This window comes from Thomasclavelia saccharogumia DSM 17460, assembly GCF_000686665.1.
Taxonomy (GTDB): Bacteria; Bacillota_I; Bacilli_A; order Erysipelotrichales; family Coprobacillaceae; genus Thomasclavelia; species Thomasclavelia saccharogumia.
The window spans coordinates 1-16700 of record NZ_JMLH01000062.1 but is presented as its reverse complement, the minus strand read 5'-3'; the positions used below and the strand labels follow the sequence as shown (position 1 = coordinate 16700).

Below are 16700 nucleotides of genomic sequence, written 5' to 3'. Positions count from 1 at the left end.
TTTGATTGATTTCGGGATTTTTAACGATCATCTGCTGACAGTCAAGGCCAGTGACAGATTTAACGATAAACTTTCTTATTTTTTTAGATTCAAAAGTATCTCTAGAGAGCAGATATTTAAAGAACAGGTCATTACTAAAGCGAACATTATTTTGGATAATATTTTTTTCATGAATCATATTTTTCCTCCTCATTATCTTTTACAAGATAATTAGAGAAATTACTTTAAAAAATTAAAAAAATCTATAATTAATGAACATATTAAAAATAGACTTGACATTTAAAACATAGTTAGTTAATATGATTGTAACGACAGTGAAAAGAAGAGTAGTTTATTTAAGCTTGATAGAGAGTCCTTGGCTGGTGGAAAAGGATAGGTGAGAGTAGACAAAGATGGTCTTGGAGTCTTATAGGCGATATTTAGTCTATGACGGGTGTGCCCGTTAAAGCACTAGAGTATGATAGTACTTGAAGAGGTTATTATCGTGAGGTAATAATGAATTAAGGTGGTAACACGGGTATAACTCGTCCTTTGTAAGGACGGGTTTTTATATTTTAAAGGAGGATTTTATGATTGAAATTAAGCAGGTTAGTAAGAAATATCGATTAAAAGATCATGAAGTAGTAGCAGTCGATGATGTATCGTTAAAGATTGATGATGGAGATATTTATGGAATAATTGGTTATAGCGGTGCTGGTAAATCAACTTTGGTGCGCTTGATCAATCAGTTAGAAGTTCAGGATAAGGGAAAGATTTTTATTGATAATCAAGATTTAGGTAGTTTATCTCAAAGTGAACTTAGAAAATTACGAACTAAAATAGGAATGATATTTCAACACTTCAACTTGTTATGGTCAAGAACTGTTAGTCAAAATATTGAATTGGCTCTAGAAATTGCAGGCAATAAAGATAAGCAGTTACGTCATAAAAAGGTTCAGGAATTAGTAAAACTGGTGGGATTAACAGGAAGAGAAAATGCTTATCCAAGTGAGTTATCAGGTGGTCAAAAGCAAAGAGTGGCAATTGCTCGAGCGTTGGCTAATGATCCGAAAATACTTTTATGCGATGAAGCAACTAGTGCTTTAGATCCTGATACTACGAAGTCGATCTTAGATTTGTTATTAGAAATAAATCGTAAATTAAATATTACGATTATCTTAATTACGCATCAAATGGAAGTTGTTCAAAAAATCTGTAATCATGTAGCTGTAATGTCTGAAGGAAAGATCGTTGAAAAAGGAAAGGTCAAAGAGATTTTTACTGCTCCTAAACACGCGGTTACTAAAAGTTTTATTCAAGAGGTAAAAAGTCATAATGAATTTGATGAGAATGTTTTGAAACAGATTTATCCACAAGGGCAATTGATTAAAGTTGTTTTTGATGAAAATGTTAGTCGTTTACCAATTTTAACAAGAGTTATTAGAGAGTGTGAGGCTGATCTTAATGTGATTGAAGCAAATTTAAGTAATACGATTGATAGTTCTTTTGGAATCATGATTTTACAAGTAATCGGGGATTATCAAGAAGTAATCAGTTTATTTGAAAAATATTTAGCTAAAGCGGAGGTGATGTAGGTGAGTGCTATTTTAGAAAATATCGATTTAGATGTTATGATCAATGCTTTACAGGAAACACTTTTTATGACCTTTGTTTCATTAATATTTGCAGTAATTATTGGAATGGTTTTAGGAATTTTAATATATTTAACACAGGAGGATGGCTTATATCCTAATCTTGTTGTCAATAAAATCTTAAATTTCATTGTTAATGTTTTACGGGCGGTACCATATATTATTTTATTGATTTTAATAATACCGTTAACAACAGCATTAGTGGGATCGATGATTGGGGCTAAAGCAGCATTACCATCATTAATTTTATCAAGTGCTCCATTTTATGGAAGAATGGTAATGATTGCATTGAATGAAGTTGATAGTGGAACTATCGAAGCAAGTAAAGCCATGGGTGCTAGTAACTGGCAAATTATTATTAAAGTATTGATTCCTGAAGCAAAACCAGCTTTGATTTCATCGATTACAGTCATGGGAATTTCATTAGTTGGTTATACTGCAATGGCTGGTGCTATTGGGGCAGGAGGACTTGGTAATTTAGCATATTTGTATGGGATGGTTAGAAGTAATAATTATGTCATGTATACAGCAACGATTTTAATTTTAATTATTGTGTTTATTATCCAGTTTATTGGCGATTATTATGTTAGAAAAATAGATAAAAGGTAGGTAAGAAAGATGAAAAAGTTATTTGTAGGAATTATTTGTTTATTATTAGCAGTTGGTTTAACAGCATGTGGTAATAGTAGCGAAAGTGATGAAAAAACATTGACAGTGGCAGCAACTTCAAAACCACATGGAGATATCTTAGAAGAAGCTAAATCGATTTTAAAAGATGAATATGATATTGATTTAAAAATCGAGATCTTAGATGATTATTATATTTTTAATCGCTCATTGAATAATGGTGATGTTGATGCTAACTTTTTCCAGCATGTTCCATTTTTTGAAAAAGATGTTAAAGATAATGGTTATGATTTGGTAAATGTTGGTGGTGTTCATATTGAACCATTTGGTTTTTATTCAAAACAAATCAAGGATATTAGTGAATTAAAGGAAAATGATGTTATTGTTATCTCAAATTCTGTTGCAGATCATGGACGAATTCTTGCAATCTTGGATAAAGCTGGCGTAATTGAATTAGATGATGATGTAAAAGTTCAAGATGCTACAATTGAAGATATTAAATCTAATCCATTAAATTTAGAGTTTAAAGAAATTAAACCGGAAATTTTAACGAATGCTTATGAAAATAATGAAGGTGCTTTAATTGCTATTAATGGTAATTATGCTATTGATGCTGGTTTAAATCCAACTAAAGATGCGGTGCTTTTAGAATCAGCAGATGAAGATAATCCATATGTCAATATTGTTGCTTGTCAAAAAGGACATGAAAATGATGAAAAGATCAAAGCTTTGATCGAAGTTTTACAATCTGATAAAATTAAAGGCTATATTACTAGTACATATAGTGATGGATCAGTTATTCCTGTTAAATAGATGCGAAAGCATCTTTTTTAATAATAGAATTATATGTATAATTAGATTAAGGAGGATAAAAATGGCAAGAGTTGAATCAGCAGATTATTTAAATAAGGAAGTAGAAGTAATAATTGATCGTAAGTTAGGGTCAAGACATCCAAAATATGGATTTATGTACTTACTTAATTATGGATATATACCAGATACACTTAGTGGTGATGGTGAAGAGTTAGATGCATATTTATTAGGTGTATTTGAACCAGTAGAGAAATTTAGGGGTAAAGTAATTGCGATAATAAAACGAACTAATGATGATGACGATAAATTGATCGTTGTGCCTAATGATCTAACTTATAGTGATGAACAGATTAGAGCTTTAACAGAGTTTCAAGAAAGATTTTTTACATCAATAATCATAAGATGTAATAACATTGATTAAAACAGTAGATGACTATAATAGTAAATTTAATAATGATATTAAAAAGAAATTAGATTGTTTAAGAATGATTATTAAACAAAATGCTCCTGATGCTAATGAAAAGATATCATGGGGAGTACCAACGTATAATTTAAATGGTTTTTTAGTGCAGTATGCTGCATGTAAAAAACATATTGGTTTTTATACTTCTCCAGCAACACTTGAATATTTTAAAGAGCAGTTGAAAGACTATAAGACAAATATGAAAAATACAGTTCAATTTCCAATTGATAAAGAATTGCCAGTTGATTTGATTAAAGAAATGGTTTTATTTAAGGTTAAGGAAAATAATAGAGATTAAAATTTTAAATATTATGAGATTAATTTATCGTTTTAAAGATATTGAAAAGCAGTTGATTATTTACCAGAAAAGAGATGCTGATAGTTATTTTAACTGTTTATCAAAAGTCAACCAGCTATAGATTTTTATTTAAAATTATAATAAATAGAAAATACTAAAACGATAGAATTAATGATGGAGTATAATAATGAAAGATTATCATAGAAAAAATCATGAATTTTCTTTATGTGGTTTAGCGTGTAATTTATGTGTAATGTATCTAGGTAAATATTGTTCTGGCTGTGGGAATGGAAATCAGAGTTGTCGTTTAAAAAGATGTGCAATTAATCATTGAAAATTAGAGTTTTGTAATCAGTGTCATGAGTTTCCATGTTATGAATGTGATTCGTTTATTACAATTAGAAATTGATATAAAGATTTTGAGCAATTAAGTGAACTAGAGGAAACTGTTTTTATTGCAAGGTTAAAGCAAAAAGCTAATATTTTAAAGTATTTATTAGATAATTATAATGATAGAAGAAAAAGGACGTTTTAGAATTTGCTTGACTTAAAGGATTTACAAATAGTTATGGAACAGATCGATGAAGTGATTTTAGAGAGTGATTCTCTTAAAGTAAAAGCAGCTAAATGTGTTGATTGTTTTAATGAAATAGCAAAACAGAGAAATATTGTTTTAAAGTTGAATAAAAAGAAAAAGGAGAAAAAGTAAATGCGTCTAGGTACAACTTATATATGTGTTAAGGATATCGAAAAATCTTTGGCCTTTTATAAAAGTTTATTGAATCAGGAACCTTTATATTGTAATGATGATCGTTGGATTACTTTTGATTGTGGTAATTATTTATCACTTTATAATAAACAATATGATATCGATCTTGTAAAAAATAATTTAGATAGTGATAAATTTAATCAAGCATATTTAGAGCTTTTAGATCAAAAGGAGAGAAGATATAATGATCTTGTAGTATTTAATTTTGAAGTAGATAATTTAAAAAGCGAATATCAAAGATTAAAGACGTTAAAAATAGGTGAACTTTCGAAAATATGTTATGTAAATGTCCATATGCCATATTGGTATTTCACAATTAAAGATCCTGATGGTAATGTTTTGGAAATAACGGGAACATATAAATAAAGTGATAATCAAAAAGCCATAAACTCAATTAATTTTATTGAGTTTACGGCTCTTTTTTTTACAAAGTTTTATCTTTTTTCACAGAACTATCAATTCTGCGACTTTATTATAGCATAAATACCTACAAAATCAACAAAAAAATTGTTTATCTGACAAATCGTTATTAAGTAAACTATCACTCTTGACTTTTTTATTCTTTGAATAGTTTACAACAAAATTTATTTTTATAAAGGAGAAATGAAATATGCAGCAAAACAAAAAATTTCTTTTAGTAGCTAGAGAATGGCTTGAATTAAAAAAGATGTCCGTAAAATATTCATCATATGTTAAATATGAAACAGTTATTTTAAAACATGTAGTACCTTTTTTCGATAATTATACATTAGAACAAATCACTGATGAAATCATTATATCTTTTTTTAAAAATTTAATTGAGATTGAAAAATATTCAAATAGTACTCTTCATGCAATTCGTTATGTAATGAAAGCTATTTTAGAATATGCGGAAAAGAAATATAGTATTAAAACTATTAATTTTAGTTTTATTAAATTAAATCGCACAAAAGTAAATTTTAAGATTTTAGATGAAAATCAAAAAGAATCATTAGAAAGATATTGTTTCACCCATTATAAACCAATATCAATAGCTATTTTAATTGCTTTGTATGGTGGTCTTAGAATTGGCGAAATTTGTGCTTTAACATGGCATGATATCGATCTAAATAATGGAATTATTGCTGTTAATAAAACGGTTGAAAGACTAAAAAATAAAGAAACTACTGATTCTAAAACACTTTTAATGATTTTAGAACCTAAAACTCATACTTCTAAAAGAATAGTACCAATCCCATCTTTTTTAAAAGAATATCTTTATAACTATTATCATAATTCAACAATATCTAATAAATCATTTTACTTATTGACTAATGGTGAAAAAATTCCCGATCCCCGAACAATTCAAAATCAATTTCAAAGATTATGCCAAGATTATAATTTCCAAACTAATTTTCATTCATTACGACATACTTATGCAACCCGCTGTGTGATGCAGGAAGTGGATCTAAAGTCATTAAGTGAAATGCTAGGACATTCAAATGTTTCTACTACTTTACAATTATATGTTCATTCATCACTTGAATTTAAAATGGATCAAATAAATAAGATTTCTGCTCCAGTAATTTCGCAGAATTGATAGTTCTGTGAAAACAAAAGAAATGAGGTTAATGATGTATTGGTATGTAGTCCACGTAAAACTAGAACGAGGTTCTAAACTAGTTAACTTTTTTAATCAACAAGATAGGATAAAAGCTTTCATTCCTAAAATGGAAAGATGGTACAACATTAAAGGAAAGAAAGATTATATTATTAAAGATTTATATCCTGATTATGTCTTTATTAAAAGCGAAATGAATCAATTAGAATTTAATGAAAGATTTAAAGAGTTTTTTAAATCAATTGATGGTTTTGCCCAGTTGTTGGAACTAGAAGATGCTTATGTTTTAAAAACAGAAGAACAGGTTCTAATGGAAAAACTGTTTGATAATAAAGACATAATAAGACATTCAATAGGAAACATAGTTAATTCTAAACTTATTGTTGAAAAAGGACCATTAGTTAATTTAGAAAATAAAGTTATTAAGATTGATCGTCATAAGCGATTAGCAATTTTAAAGAGTGATTTTTTCAACAGAATAACAGTTCCTTTAGAAGTTGTTAGTAAATCATGAACTGGTATGTGTTATTTGTTTTATCAAATCGGTCTAATCAGCTTATTAAGAATTTAAATAAGAAGGATAGTATCGAAGCATTTATACCTCAATATCAATATTATCGTAGGGTTACTAAAGACTACGATGTAAAACCTATGTTTACTAATTATATTTTTGTCAAAACATTAATGAATCAAACTGAATTTAACACATTTTTAATGAATTTGGATAATGAAAAAGATGGTTTGATCAAACAATTAGTGTATTTGGATACTTCAGCTTTAAAAAAAGAAGAAATTGAAATGTTTAATTATTTATTAGATGAATCTTATGTTGTAAAAATGTCCCAAGCATTTTTACAAGATGGTAAAGCAAAAGTCTATCATGGCCCATTAAAACATTTTGAAAAAAACATTGTTAAAGTTGATAAATATAATCAGGTAGCATACCTAAATTTATCTTTTATGAATCGAAAGATAAAAGCTGGATTGAAAATAACAAGCAAGAATTAAGCTGGGGAGAATGGTTTACCGCCCCCAGCCATTATTTTGAACATACGTCTTTCTTGGGGTAAGGGGAGACTATGTTCTTTTTTTGCTTTTAGGAGGGAGATTAATATAGAAAAATTATTAATTATAGGAGCAGGTGGTCATGGCAGATGTTGTTTAGATATCGCTAGAGAAACTTATGATCACATCGCTTTCCTTGATGATAATCTTATCAATAAAATGATCAATGACTGTAAAGTCATTGGTTCTGTTGATGATATGAAGCTGTTTTATCCTGAATATAAAGATATCTTTATTGCTGTTGGCAATAACAAACTTAGAAGACGGCTGATCGATAAGGCAGAGATGATCGGATACAATTTAGTTTCACTGCTTTCAAAAAACAGTATCATCTCTGATTATGCTTCCATTGGTAAAGGAACGGTTGTTTTTCCTAATGCGGTCATTGAAGCAAATGCGACTGTTGGTAATGGCAGTGTCATTACAGCCAATACTACTGTCAATCATGATGCCATTATCGAAGATCATGTCCTTGTTTATTCCAATACTGTGATCAGACCTGATACGCTGATTGGTTCTTATTCACGTATCGGAAGTAACTGTACTGTTACTTTTGGTACTAAGATAAAGGCAAACAGTAATATCGATGATGGGATGACAGTAGGCAATGATGATGAATACTGTTTTGAAATGGGGGTATAGGGATGTATCGAAAAGGAATCAAAAGAGTCATTGATTTTATTTTAGAATATATATGAATTCTGATTTTTAATCATAGAGGGATTAACATAAAAATAGTTAAGGAAGTAATTATATGGATGGGTTAGATAAAGAAAATATGTACTTAGATATAGAAACTGAAAAATGTGTCATTTGTGGTAAAAATACAATGGTATCAGTAAGCCAGTACATAGGTTCAAGAAGAAAATATATTGCTGGTGCTGGACAATTGTGTGATGAGTGTTTTGAAGAATTATATCATCATAAAAAAAATCATAGTTTTGAAGATGATATCTCAGAAGAATACTTTTATAATCAGATTAAAAAATATAAAAATTTGGTTAAATACGATGATAAGCGTATTTACGAGTTTATAAAAAGGTTTGTAGATATTGTTTTTTGTATATTAACAATAATTCCAGTATGTATTTTAATTAGTGTTTTTAGTATTGCAATTGTAATTGAATCATCTGGTAATCCTATCTTTTCTCAAATTAGAGTAGGGAAAAATGGAAAGTTTATCAAGATACACAAATTAAGATCAATGAGATTAGATGCTGAGGCTAATGGACAGAAATGGGCTGAAAAAGAAGATCCAAGAATTACTAAAGTAGGTAAGTTTATTAGAAAATACCGTATAGATGAATTACCACAATTGTTTGATGTACTTATGGGGAGAATGTCTTTGATTGGACCAAGACCTGAAGTTCCAATACTGACAAAAAGATTTAATTTGGAAAATCCTGGTTTTGTAACTAGATTAATGGTAACTCCAGGATTATCTGGATGGGCACAGGTACATGGAGGGTATGAATTATTACCTAGTGAGAAGTGGAAAAAAGATAATGAATATATTGAACAGAGAGATTTTAAAATGTATTTTAAAATCTTTTATTTAACAATAAAAACAGTGCTTACAGGAGACGGGGCAAGATGATAAAGAAAGTATTGTTTGTAGCTACTGTAGTAAAAACGCATATTAATGTGTTTCATATTCCTTATCTTAAAATGTTAAAAGAAATGGGATATGAAACACATGTAGCAGCAAGAAATGATTTTGAAGATTCAGATGATTGCATTATACCATATTGTGATTATTATCATGATATGCCATTTGAAAGAAGTCCTATTAAATTTAATAATGTTAAAACATATAAACAATTAAAAGAACTAATTTTTAAAGAAAATTTTGATATTATTCATTGTCATACTCCTATGGGCGGAGTGCTATCTAGATTAGCATATAAATCATTAAAAAATAAAGTGAAAACAAAAATTATTTATACAGCTCATGGCTTTCATTTTTATAAAGGTGCACCTTTGATTAATTGGGTATTATATTATCCAGTAGAAAAATATTTATCTAAATATACTGATATATTAATTACTATTAATAAAGAAGATTATAATCGTGCAAAAAATAAGTTTAAAATGAAAAGGTTAGAATATGTACCAGGTGTGGGTGTTGATAATAGTAAATTTAAACTACATAATTTTGATAAAGAGATATATAGAAAGGAATTAGGATTACATGATCGAGATATTATGCTTTTATCAGTAGGAGAACTTATTTCAAGAAAGAATCATAAAGTTGTTATTGAAGCACTAGCAAAATTGAATAATCCTAATATTCATTATTATATTGCTGGTAGAGGAAAACTAAAAAATAAGTTAGAACAGTGTATAAAAGAGTTAAATTTAGTTAATCAAGTGCATTTACTTGGATTTAGAAAAGACATTATTGAATTAAATAAAGCAGCAGATATTTTTGTGTTTCCGTCAAAGCAAGAAGGATTGCCTGTTGCATTAATGGAAGCAATGGTTTTAGGAAAGCCTATTATTTGTTCAAAAATAAGGGGGAATATTGATTTGATTTCAGATAACGAAAACGGATATTTATTTGAATTTCAAAATATTGATGAGGTAAAAAATCTGATTTTAGATTTAAGTAATGATAATTCAAAAAAATTATATATGGGAAAATTATCCAAAGAAAAAATAAAGCCTTATTTATTAGATAATATTTTAATAAAGATGAAAGAGATATATAGATTATGATTAAATGGTATGAAAGGTGATTATATGAAAAAATTAATAACTAATATACATTGGATTTTAATATGGAAAGGAGATAGATATGAATACTCCTTTTTTTAGTTTGATAGTCCCTGTATATAATATAGAATGTTATATAACTGAGTGTGTAGAAAGTTTAATAAAACAAGATATTGAAGATTATGAGATATTGCTAATTGATGATGGGTCGACGGATGGCAGTCCAGATTTATGCGACTCATTTGCTAGTATCTATTCTAATATTAAAGTTATTCATAAAAAAAATAAGGGATTATCAAGTGCTAGAAATGAAGGAATAATACATGCTAGAGGTAAATATATTTTATTTGTAGATGGAGATGATTATATAACTAATAACATTTTAGGTGCTTTAAAAAAAGAAATTATACTTAATAAATATCCATCATTGATTTGTTTAGAGTGTTGTAAATTTTTTGAAAATAATTCAAAAAAAATTATGATGAATGATGGAATAGATGAGACAATAAATAATTTAGATGAAAAGAAATTAAAATTATATTTTTCTAATCTTCCAAAATTTCCAGGAAGTGCTTGTACAAAATCAATTAGTAGAGAATTTATAGTTAATAATAGTTTGTATTTTATTGAAGGAATGCTTTGTGAAGATTTGTATTGGAGTATACGTTTGTTTACTCTGATTGACAAGGCTATTTATTTTAATACACAATATTATTTTTATAGACAAGGAAGAATAGGTTCCATAACTAATAATTCATCTATAAAGAAAACAATGGATATACTATTTACAATTGAATTATGTGATGAGATTATTAATAGTTCTACATATAAAGAAAATAAAATTATGATATGTAATTTTATGGGGTATTTGTTAAGATTTTTAATAATTGATTACAATAAAGCAAAGAAAGGAATTAAGAATTTTAAAAAAGTGATAGAAAAATATGATTATGCATTAGATGTAAGAAAAGATCTTACAAGTAAATGCATTAGAAAAACATACAATTTATTTGGGGTAAATATAACCTCATTTTTATTACAACAATATTTAAAAATAAGAGGATATTAATGGAATGAGAGTCTTACTTGTAACTATACATAGAGTATATAATTATGGTTCAGTATTGCAAACATATGCAACTCAAAAAGTATTTGAGAAATTAAATTGTCAAGTAGAGGTATTGGATTATATAACTCCTCAAAGAACTTTTAAACGTATTTTGTTAAATTGTCCAGATGATTTAAAAAATAATAGAATAAAACGATTTGTTTATATTATTTTGAAATTTCCATCTATGTTATTAAAAAAGATTACATTTGGAAAATTTATTAATAAATATCTTAAATTAACTAAAAAATATATTACAGTTGATGATATAAAAAAGGATTGTCCAGTAGCTGATATTTATGTTACCGGTAGTGATCAAACATGGAATAGTAAATATAATGAAGGAATAGACGAAGGATATTTTTTGAATTTTGGTGATATGGATAGTAAAAGAATTTCCTTTGTAGCAAGTTTCGGAAAAGATAAATTGGACGATTTTGAGACAGAAAAAACAAAAGAATATTTATCTAAGTATACAGCTTTATCTGTTAGAGAAAATTCTGCTGTAAAAATATTGAATTCATTAGGATTTGAAAATGTAAAATGGTTAATTGATCCAACACTTCAAATTAGTAAGGAAGAATGGAAATATTTAGCCTCAAAAAGGCTTGTAAAAAAGAAATATTTAATATTGATGCTACTATATAATGAAGATAATAATGCTTCTAAATATGCAAGAAAAATAGCTGATATGAAAGGATTAGAATTAGTTAAAATATCATGGGAATTAAAAAAAGCAGATTATGTTGATATATTATTTACTCATCGTACACCTAATGATTTTTTATCCTTATTTTATTATGCTGATTTTGTTGTAACAAATTCCTTTCATGGATTAGCATTTGCTATTAATTTTAATAGACAATTTATTGTAGTACCACGTGAAGAATTCAATTCACGAATAATGAGTTTGTTAGAGTTAACCAATCTTTTGAATCGTCTGACAGATAGCGATAGTATATTAGAAAAAAATATTAAAGAAATTATAGACTTTGGTAGTGTAAATGAAGTTCTTGAGGAAGAAAGAAAAAAAGCAAAAGAATTTATTATCGAAAATATTATATAACGTAAATTGATTTAAGATGATAAATGTCTATTTTTTAATTTAATTGAATTGAGTTTTAAAGGAAATGTTAATTTACAGTAGAATAATTTTAATATACTGGATTTTAAAGTGAATTGTTTTAGATATTTTAAATTTATTGAGAATATAAATAAGTTTTTAATAGATAAATAATAATGAATTAAAAAATTATATATTTGTATTACTTACTTTAAAAACATATAATATTTTGATAGGGGGAAGATGATGTTAGCCTATATTAAAAACAAAGATGAAACGAAATGTTGTGGATGTAAATCTTGTGTTCAGATATGTCCTACTAAATCATTATATATGCAAAATAATAAAGAAGGATTTCAATATCCAGAATTAGATGTAAATAGCTGTATTAACTGTAACTTATGTGAACAAGTATGTCCGATGGAGAATAAACCTAAAAAAAATTCAATCATTGATATATATGCAGCTCAGCATATTGATGACCATATTTTAAAAAACAGCTCATCTGGTGGAATGTTTAGAGCTTTGTCAAATGAAATTATAATGAAATATAAAGGTTATGTTGTTGGATGTTCTTGGGATGAAAATAATCATCCTGTTTTTACAATGGAAAATAAAATCGATAAACTTCAAAAAATGCAAGGCTCAAAGTATTTATATAGCGATACTAAACAAATATTTAAAGAAATTAAAAATAAACTTGATGATGAAAAAATTGTATTATTCACGGGATCACCTTGTCAATGTGCAGCATTGTTATTATATTTAAGGAAAGATTATCCGAATTTATACACAGCTGATTTTTTGTGCCACGGTATGCCTTCATGGAAATTGTTCGATACTTATATAAATAGTTTAGAAAAAAAATTTAATTCGAAGATAAAAAATATAAAGTTTAGGGATAAAGATAAATTAGGGTGGTCACATACATTTTCTTTTGAATATTATCATAATCATAAAACTAAAAAAAAATATTTTATAGGAAATACTAATCCCTATACATATGCTTTTACAAATAATTTAATCAATAGGTTGGCATGTTATGAATGTCAATTTAGAGGTGAGAGTAGGTATACTGATATTACATTTTGCGATTTTTGGGGAGTAGATGATTTTATTAAAGATTTTGAGGTAAGAAAAGGTGTTTCTGCATGTTCTGTCAATACAGATAAAGGTCAAAGACTAATCGATAGTATTAAAAGTACATTAGTATTAATAAAAACAGATATAACAAAAGTTTCTATACAAAATAAATCCATATTAAATTGTGGAAAGGAAATTATACCTGATTTAAGAACACAAATATATAGTATTGTGGATGAAAAAGGTTGGGACTATGCTTCAAAAAAATATTTCACAAATAATCAAGTGCGCTTAAAAAAGATATATTATAAGCTTCCGAGAAAAATAACCAATATTATAAAATTAATTTTAAGGAGATGATGGAATATGAATATTTTATATTTATCTTCTTTGTGTTCTGTTAAAGAATATAAACGAATAATGCAAAAGTACGGAACCATATCAAGTCATGCTTCACAAAAATTTAATAGATTGATTATAGATGGTTTAATAAAAAATGGATGTAAGATAAATGTAATTTCACAACGAATTATTTTAAATTCTAAAAAAGAGGATTTAAGAATAAGTGATGATGAAGAAAACGGTATTAAATATAAGTATATTCCTAATATATCAAATAAAAAACTAAACAGAATATACGTAATATTTAAATCTTTTTTTTATATTAAAAGATGGTTAAAAGAAAACAAGGATGGATATATTATTTGTGATATAATTTTGGGAGAGTTGTCTATAGCATTGTTCTTGATTTCGTTAATATACAACGTAAAAACCACAGCGATTGTTACCGATGTACCAAATATTAGAGCAGGAGATAAAAGAAATGGGATTAGAGCTATTCCTGTTAAAATTAAAAATAGTATGATAAATTATTTTGATTCTTATATTTTTCTTACTATGCAGATGAATAAAAAATTAAATAAAAAAAATAAGCCTTTTGTTATCATTGAAGGTATTGTTGATTCTGGAGTAATAGATGAGCCAAATGACTTGGAAAAAAAGTATTCTGAAAAAGTATGTATAATGGCGGGCTTATTAGAAGAAGTATTTGGTGTTGAATTATTAGTGAATGCATTTAAAAAAATAAAGTGTTTAGATGCTAGACTGTATTTTTATGGTAAAGGAGGAAGTGTTGATTATATAAAAAAAGTAAGCAGATATGATTCTAGAATACAATACAAAGGCGAATTAACAAATGATCAAATGATTATTGAAGAAAAAAAAGCATCCTTATTAATAAATCCAAGATTACCAAATGAGAAATGGACAGCATATTCATTTCCATCGAAAAACATGGAGTATATTTCGTCAGGAACACCCTTGGTAGCATTTGATTTACCATGCATACCAACTGAATATCATCCTTATTTTTATAAAATTGTACCAGAAAATATAGAAGGTATGGAAAAAATACTAGATGAATTGTTGCACACTAATAGTAAAGAATTAAATTTATTTGGAAAAAAAGCACAAAAATGGATAGTTAAACATAAAAATTCAAAAGTACAAATGAAAAAATATATTGATATGATGGAAAATATAGTTAGATAAAGGGTTTGAATATTATGAAAAAAATATTAATTGTTTATTCAAGTATGAATATAGGAGGAAGTACAACTAGTTTGTTAGGCTTGTTAAATACTATTGACTATAATAAATATGATGTGGAACTTCAATTATATAGAAATGTAGGACCTTATTTCTCATTGATACCTAAGGAAGTTAAAATTTTACCTGAAGCAAAATTATTTTCTGATAACAATGTTGTGAGTATTCTTCAAAGAATAATCAAGCCATACTATTGGAAATATACTGTTCGTTCAGCAATTGCTAAAATAAGATGGCCGAGAACACTGGCATCTATGCAAGAGATGTCTTATGCAAGAGCTCTAGCCTCAAAAAAGAACTATAATTCTTATGATATAGCAATTGGATTTATGGAGATGTGGTGTAATTCATATGTTATAAAAAGAGTGAAAGCTAAGAAGAAAGTGGCATGGATACATGTGGATTATGAAAAGTCAGGATTGAAAAAAGAAGTCGATAAAAAAGAATTTAAAAATATTAATAATTTTGTAGTTGTAGCAAATAGTTGTTTGAGTGGATTTAAAAATATATTTCCAGAATTTAAAAATAAAGTTGTGTGTATGGAAAATATTTTATTACCTGAAATTGTTATAAGTAGAGCAAATAATGTTGACAAATTGAAAACTAAAGGCAATGGTATAATTATAGGAACAGTTTGTAGAATTGAATTTAGGCATAAAGGATTAGATCGAGCATTTCAAGTTTTTCTTCGATTGAAAAATCAAGGATATAAATTTGAATGGCATATAATAGGAAATGGAATGGATTTTGAAAAAATAAAACATCTTGTTGAAATTTATCATATGGATGAATATATATTTTTATATGGTGAAAAGAGTAATCCGCTACCTTTGATAAAACAATTTGATTTGTTTTTCTTACCTTCATATTATGAGGGTAAACCAATGGTTATTACTGAAGCACAGATGTTAGGAATCCCATCATTTGTAACAGAATATTCATCTGCAAGAGAACAAATAGCTAGTGGAAAAGATGGACTTATAGTAGAAAATTCTATTGATGGACTTTATAATGGATTGATATATTTATTTAATAATATAGAAATAATAAATATTTGGAAAGAAAATTTAAAAACAAAAAGATGGAATTATTCAAAAGAAGTCAAATTATTAAATTATTTATTAGAGGGAAAATAAGTGGTTAATAAAAACTCAATTTTAAATATAATTATATTAACTACGTATTTATTGGTTTCTCTACTAGCTATATATCCTACTATGCAACAATATGTATGCATATTAATTTTATTTATAATAGGTTATTTATCATATAAAGATAAATTATATAAAATTGCACCATTATTTATATTTTTTAATAGTTCTATTTTGTATTATGAAGGAATTGCTATTGTAGATATATATTTCTTTTTTTATATTTTAGAAAAATTATTTAGAAAATCAACAATAAAAAAGAAATCAATGCATAATATGTTTATAATATTTATTTTATATACAGTATTGGTTGTTTTTTTTAATAATTCAATGTTATCGTTAGAGATAATGTTATCATTGATTTTTTTATTATTATTTTTGAATGATATATTAAATAGAAGTGTTGATTAGCACATTATATAAACAAAAAAAGACAGGAACAAATCAAATTAAATTAATAAATATAAAAAAACAGCTGAAATAATTTGATAAATTAATATGCAAATTATCTCAGCTGTTTTATTATTATATTTAAGGAGATCGGCATACAAAAAAAGAAAGGATCATTAGATTGCAGTCCTACCTTCCTTTTTTCCAAAAACATATGTATGTCTTGTACATGATTATGATAACATTTAAAACACTTTCTTTCAACAGTTATTCTCAAAACTCTTATGATAATGATGTAAGATCATTAGATCTTAATAAATTTAAATGTACCTGTGGT

At 26.7% G+C, this 16700-nt stretch carries 19 protein-coding genes and 1 other annotated feature; all 19 genes read left to right on the top strand.

Features of this window, described 5'->3' with window-relative positions; translation table 11 throughout:
• Positions 1–305 precede the first annotated feature (305 nt).
• Positions 306–535, top strand: a binding site (T-box leader).
• 34 nt (positions 536–569) lie between these two features.
• The 19 genes from BR82_RS0111955 to BR82_RS0111865 all read left to right on the top strand — a co-directional run bounded on the left by BR82_RS0111955 (position 570) and on the right by BR82_RS0111865 (position 15958).
• Positions 570–1574 (top strand): methionine ABC transporter ATP-binding protein, encoded by a 1005-nt coding sequence (locus BR82_RS0111955; RefSeq protein WP_027090380.1) that lies wholly within the window; start codon positions 570–572, stop codon positions 1572–1574.
• On the top strand, positions 1575–2240 hold the full coding sequence (locus BR82_RS0111950; RefSeq protein WP_027090379.1) for a methionine ABC transporter permease: 666 nt from the start codon (positions 1575–1577) through the stop codon (positions 2238–2240). It begins immediately after the preceding gene.
• Between the two features lie 9 nt (positions 2241–2249).
• Positions 2250–3071, top strand: coding sequence for a MetQ/NlpA family ABC transporter substrate-binding protein (locus tag BR82_RS0111945; protein ID WP_027090378.1), 822 nt, complete (start codon positions 2250–2252; stop codon positions 3069–3071).
• Positions 3072–3132: 61 nt separating this feature from the next.
• Positions 3133–3492 (top strand): inorganic diphosphatase, encoded by a 360-nt coding sequence (locus tag BR82_RS0111940; protein ID WP_027090377.1) that lies wholly within the window; start codon positions 3133–3135, stop codon positions 3490–3492.
• The gene (locus tag BR82_RS0111935; protein WP_147590253.1) at positions 3485–3832 is read left to right on the top strand and encodes an iron chaperone; all 348 of its coding nucleotides are present in this window, start codon (positions 3485–3487) and stop codon (positions 3830–3832) included. The genes BR82_RS0111940 and BR82_RS0111935 overlap by 8 nt, the downstream gene beginning before the upstream one ends.
• A gap of 187 nt (positions 3833–4019) precedes the next feature.
• Positions 4020–4166 carry a hypothetical protein gene (locus BR82_RS17130; protein WP_154659618.1) on the top strand — a complete coding sequence of 49 codons (147 nt, stop codon included), beginning with the start codon at positions 4020–4022 and terminating at the stop codon, positions 4164–4166.
• A 204-nt stretch (positions 4167–4370) separates the two neighbouring features.
• Positions 4371–4541, top strand: coding sequence for a hypothetical protein (locus BR82_RS17125; RefSeq protein ID WP_154659617.1), 171 nt, complete (start codon positions 4371–4373; stop codon positions 4539–4541).
• On the top strand, positions 4542–4967 hold the full coding sequence (locus BR82_RS0111920; RefSeq protein WP_027090375.1) for a VOC family protein: 426 nt from the start codon (positions 4542–4544) through the stop codon (positions 4965–4967). It abuts the gene before it with no gap.
• A 244-nt stretch (positions 4968–5211) separates the two neighbouring features.
• Entirely contained in the window at positions 5212–6159 is a 948-nt protein-coding gene (locus tag BR82_RS0111915) for a tyrosine-type recombinase/integrase (protein ID WP_027090374.1), read from the top strand.
• A gap of 34 nt (positions 6160–6193) precedes the next feature.
• Positions 6194–6694 (top strand): transcription termination/antitermination NusG family protein, encoded by a 501-nt coding sequence (locus tag BR82_RS0111910; RefSeq protein ID WP_027090373.1) that lies wholly within the window; start codon positions 6194–6196, stop codon positions 6692–6694.
• Positions 6691–7188 (top strand): transcription termination/antitermination NusG family protein, encoded by a 498-nt coding sequence (locus tag BR82_RS0111905; protein WP_027090372.1) that lies wholly within the window; start codon positions 6691–6693, stop codon positions 7186–7188. Before BR82_RS0111910 ends, BR82_RS0111905 begins: the two co-directional genes overlap by 4 nt.
• Positions 7189–7224: 36 nt before the next feature.
• Entirely contained in the window at positions 7225–7887 is a 663-nt protein-coding gene (locus tag BR82_RS0111900; protein WP_240474557.1) for a PglD-related sugar-binding protein, read from the top strand.
• Positions 7888–7999: 112 nt separating this feature from the next.
• Entirely contained in the window at positions 8000–8842 is an 843-nt protein-coding gene (locus BR82_RS0111895) for a sugar transferase (protein WP_205618764.1), read from the top strand.
• A complete protein-coding gene (locus BR82_RS0111890) occupies positions 8839–9963 on the top strand; it encodes a glycosyltransferase family 4 protein (RefSeq protein WP_034864912.1) in 1125 nt (374 codons plus the stop codon). Before BR82_RS0111895 ends, BR82_RS0111890 begins: the two co-directional genes overlap by 4 nt.
• 79 nt (positions 9964–10042) lie before the next feature.
• The gene (locus tag BR82_RS0111885; RefSeq protein WP_027090368.1) at positions 10043–11029 is read left to right on the top strand and encodes a glycosyltransferase family 2 protein; all 987 of its coding nucleotides are present in this window, start codon (positions 10043–10045) and stop codon (positions 11027–11029) included.
• A gap of 4 nt (positions 11030–11033) precedes the next feature.
• Complete coding sequence (locus tag BR82_RS0111880) at positions 11034–12134, top strand: polysaccharide pyruvyl transferase family protein (RefSeq protein ID WP_027090367.1); 1101 nt, start codon at positions 11034–11036, stop codon at positions 12132–12134.
• 243 nt (positions 12135–12377) lie between these two features.
• Positions 12378–13574 (top strand): Coenzyme F420 hydrogenase/dehydrogenase, beta subunit C-terminal domain, encoded by a 1197-nt coding sequence (locus BR82_RS0111875; RefSeq protein WP_027090366.1) that lies wholly within the window; start codon positions 12378–12380, stop codon positions 13572–13574.
• Positions 13575–13580: 6 nt separating this feature from the next.
• Positions 13581–14765, top strand: coding sequence for a glycosyltransferase (locus BR82_RS0111870; RefSeq protein WP_027090365.1), 1185 nt, complete (start codon positions 13581–13583; stop codon positions 14763–14765).
• A gap of 14 nt (positions 14766–14779) precedes the next feature.
• Positions 14780–15958, top strand: a complete 1179-nt coding sequence (locus BR82_RS0111865; protein WP_027090364.1) for a glycosyltransferase — start codon at positions 14780–14782, stop codon at positions 15956–15958.
• The last annotated feature ends 742 nt before the right edge of the window (positions 15959–16700 follow it).

Coding starts and splice junctions, on each gene's coding strand:
- BR82_RS0111955 (WP_027090380.1), top strand. CDS start 570: ATGATTGAAATTAAGCAGGTTAGTAAGAAATATCGATTAAAAGATCAT.
- BR82_RS0111890 (WP_034864912.1), top strand. CDS start 8,839: ATGATAAAGAAAGTATTGTTTGTAGCTACTGTAGTAAAAACGCATATT.
- BR82_RS0111880 (WP_027090367.1), top strand. CDS start 11,034: ATGAGAGTCTTACTTGTAACTATACATAGAGTATATAATTATGGTTCA.
- BR82_RS0111920 (WP_027090375.1), top strand. CDS start 4,542: ATGCGTCTAGGTACAACTTATATATGTGTTAAGGATATCGAAAAATCT.
- BR82_RS0111865 (WP_027090364.1), top strand. CDS start 14,780: ATGAAAAAAATATTAATTGTTTATTCAAGTATGAATATAGGAGGAAGT.
- BR82_RS0111940 (WP_027090377.1), top strand. CDS start 3,133: ATGGCAAGAGTTGAATCAGCAGATTATTTAAATAAGGAAGTAGAAGTA.
- BR82_RS0111905 (WP_027090372.1), top strand. CDS start 6,691: ATGAACTGGTATGTGTTATTTGTTTTATCAAATCGGTCTAATCAGCTT.
- BR82_RS0111915 (WP_027090374.1), top strand. CDS start 5,212: ATGCAGCAAAACAAAAAATTTCTTTTAGTAGCTAGAGAATGGCTTGAA.
- BR82_RS0111910 (WP_027090373.1), top strand. CDS start 6,194: ATGTATTGGTATGTAGTCCACGTAAAACTAGAACGAGGTTCTAAACTA.
- BR82_RS0111945 (WP_027090378.1), top strand. CDS start 2,250: ATGAAAAAGTTATTTGTAGGAATTATTTGTTTATTATTAGCAGTTGGT.
- BR82_RS0111875 (WP_027090366.1), top strand. CDS start 12,378: ATGTTAGCCTATATTAAAAACAAAGATGAAACGAAATGTTGTGGATGT.
- BR82_RS0111870 (WP_027090365.1), top strand. CDS start 13,581: ATGAATATTTTATATTTATCTTCTTTGTGTTCTGTTAAAGAATATAAA.
- BR82_RS0111885 (WP_027090368.1), top strand. CDS start 10,043: ATGAATACTCCTTTTTTTAGTTTGATAGTCCCTGTATATAATATAGAA.
- BR82_RS0111895 (WP_205618764.1), top strand. CDS start 8,000: ATGGATGGGTTAGATAAAGAAAATATGTACTTAGATATAGAAACTGAA.
- BR82_RS17130 (WP_154659618.1), top strand. CDS start 4,020: ATGAAAGATTATCATAGAAAAAATCATGAATTTTCTTTATGTGGTTTA.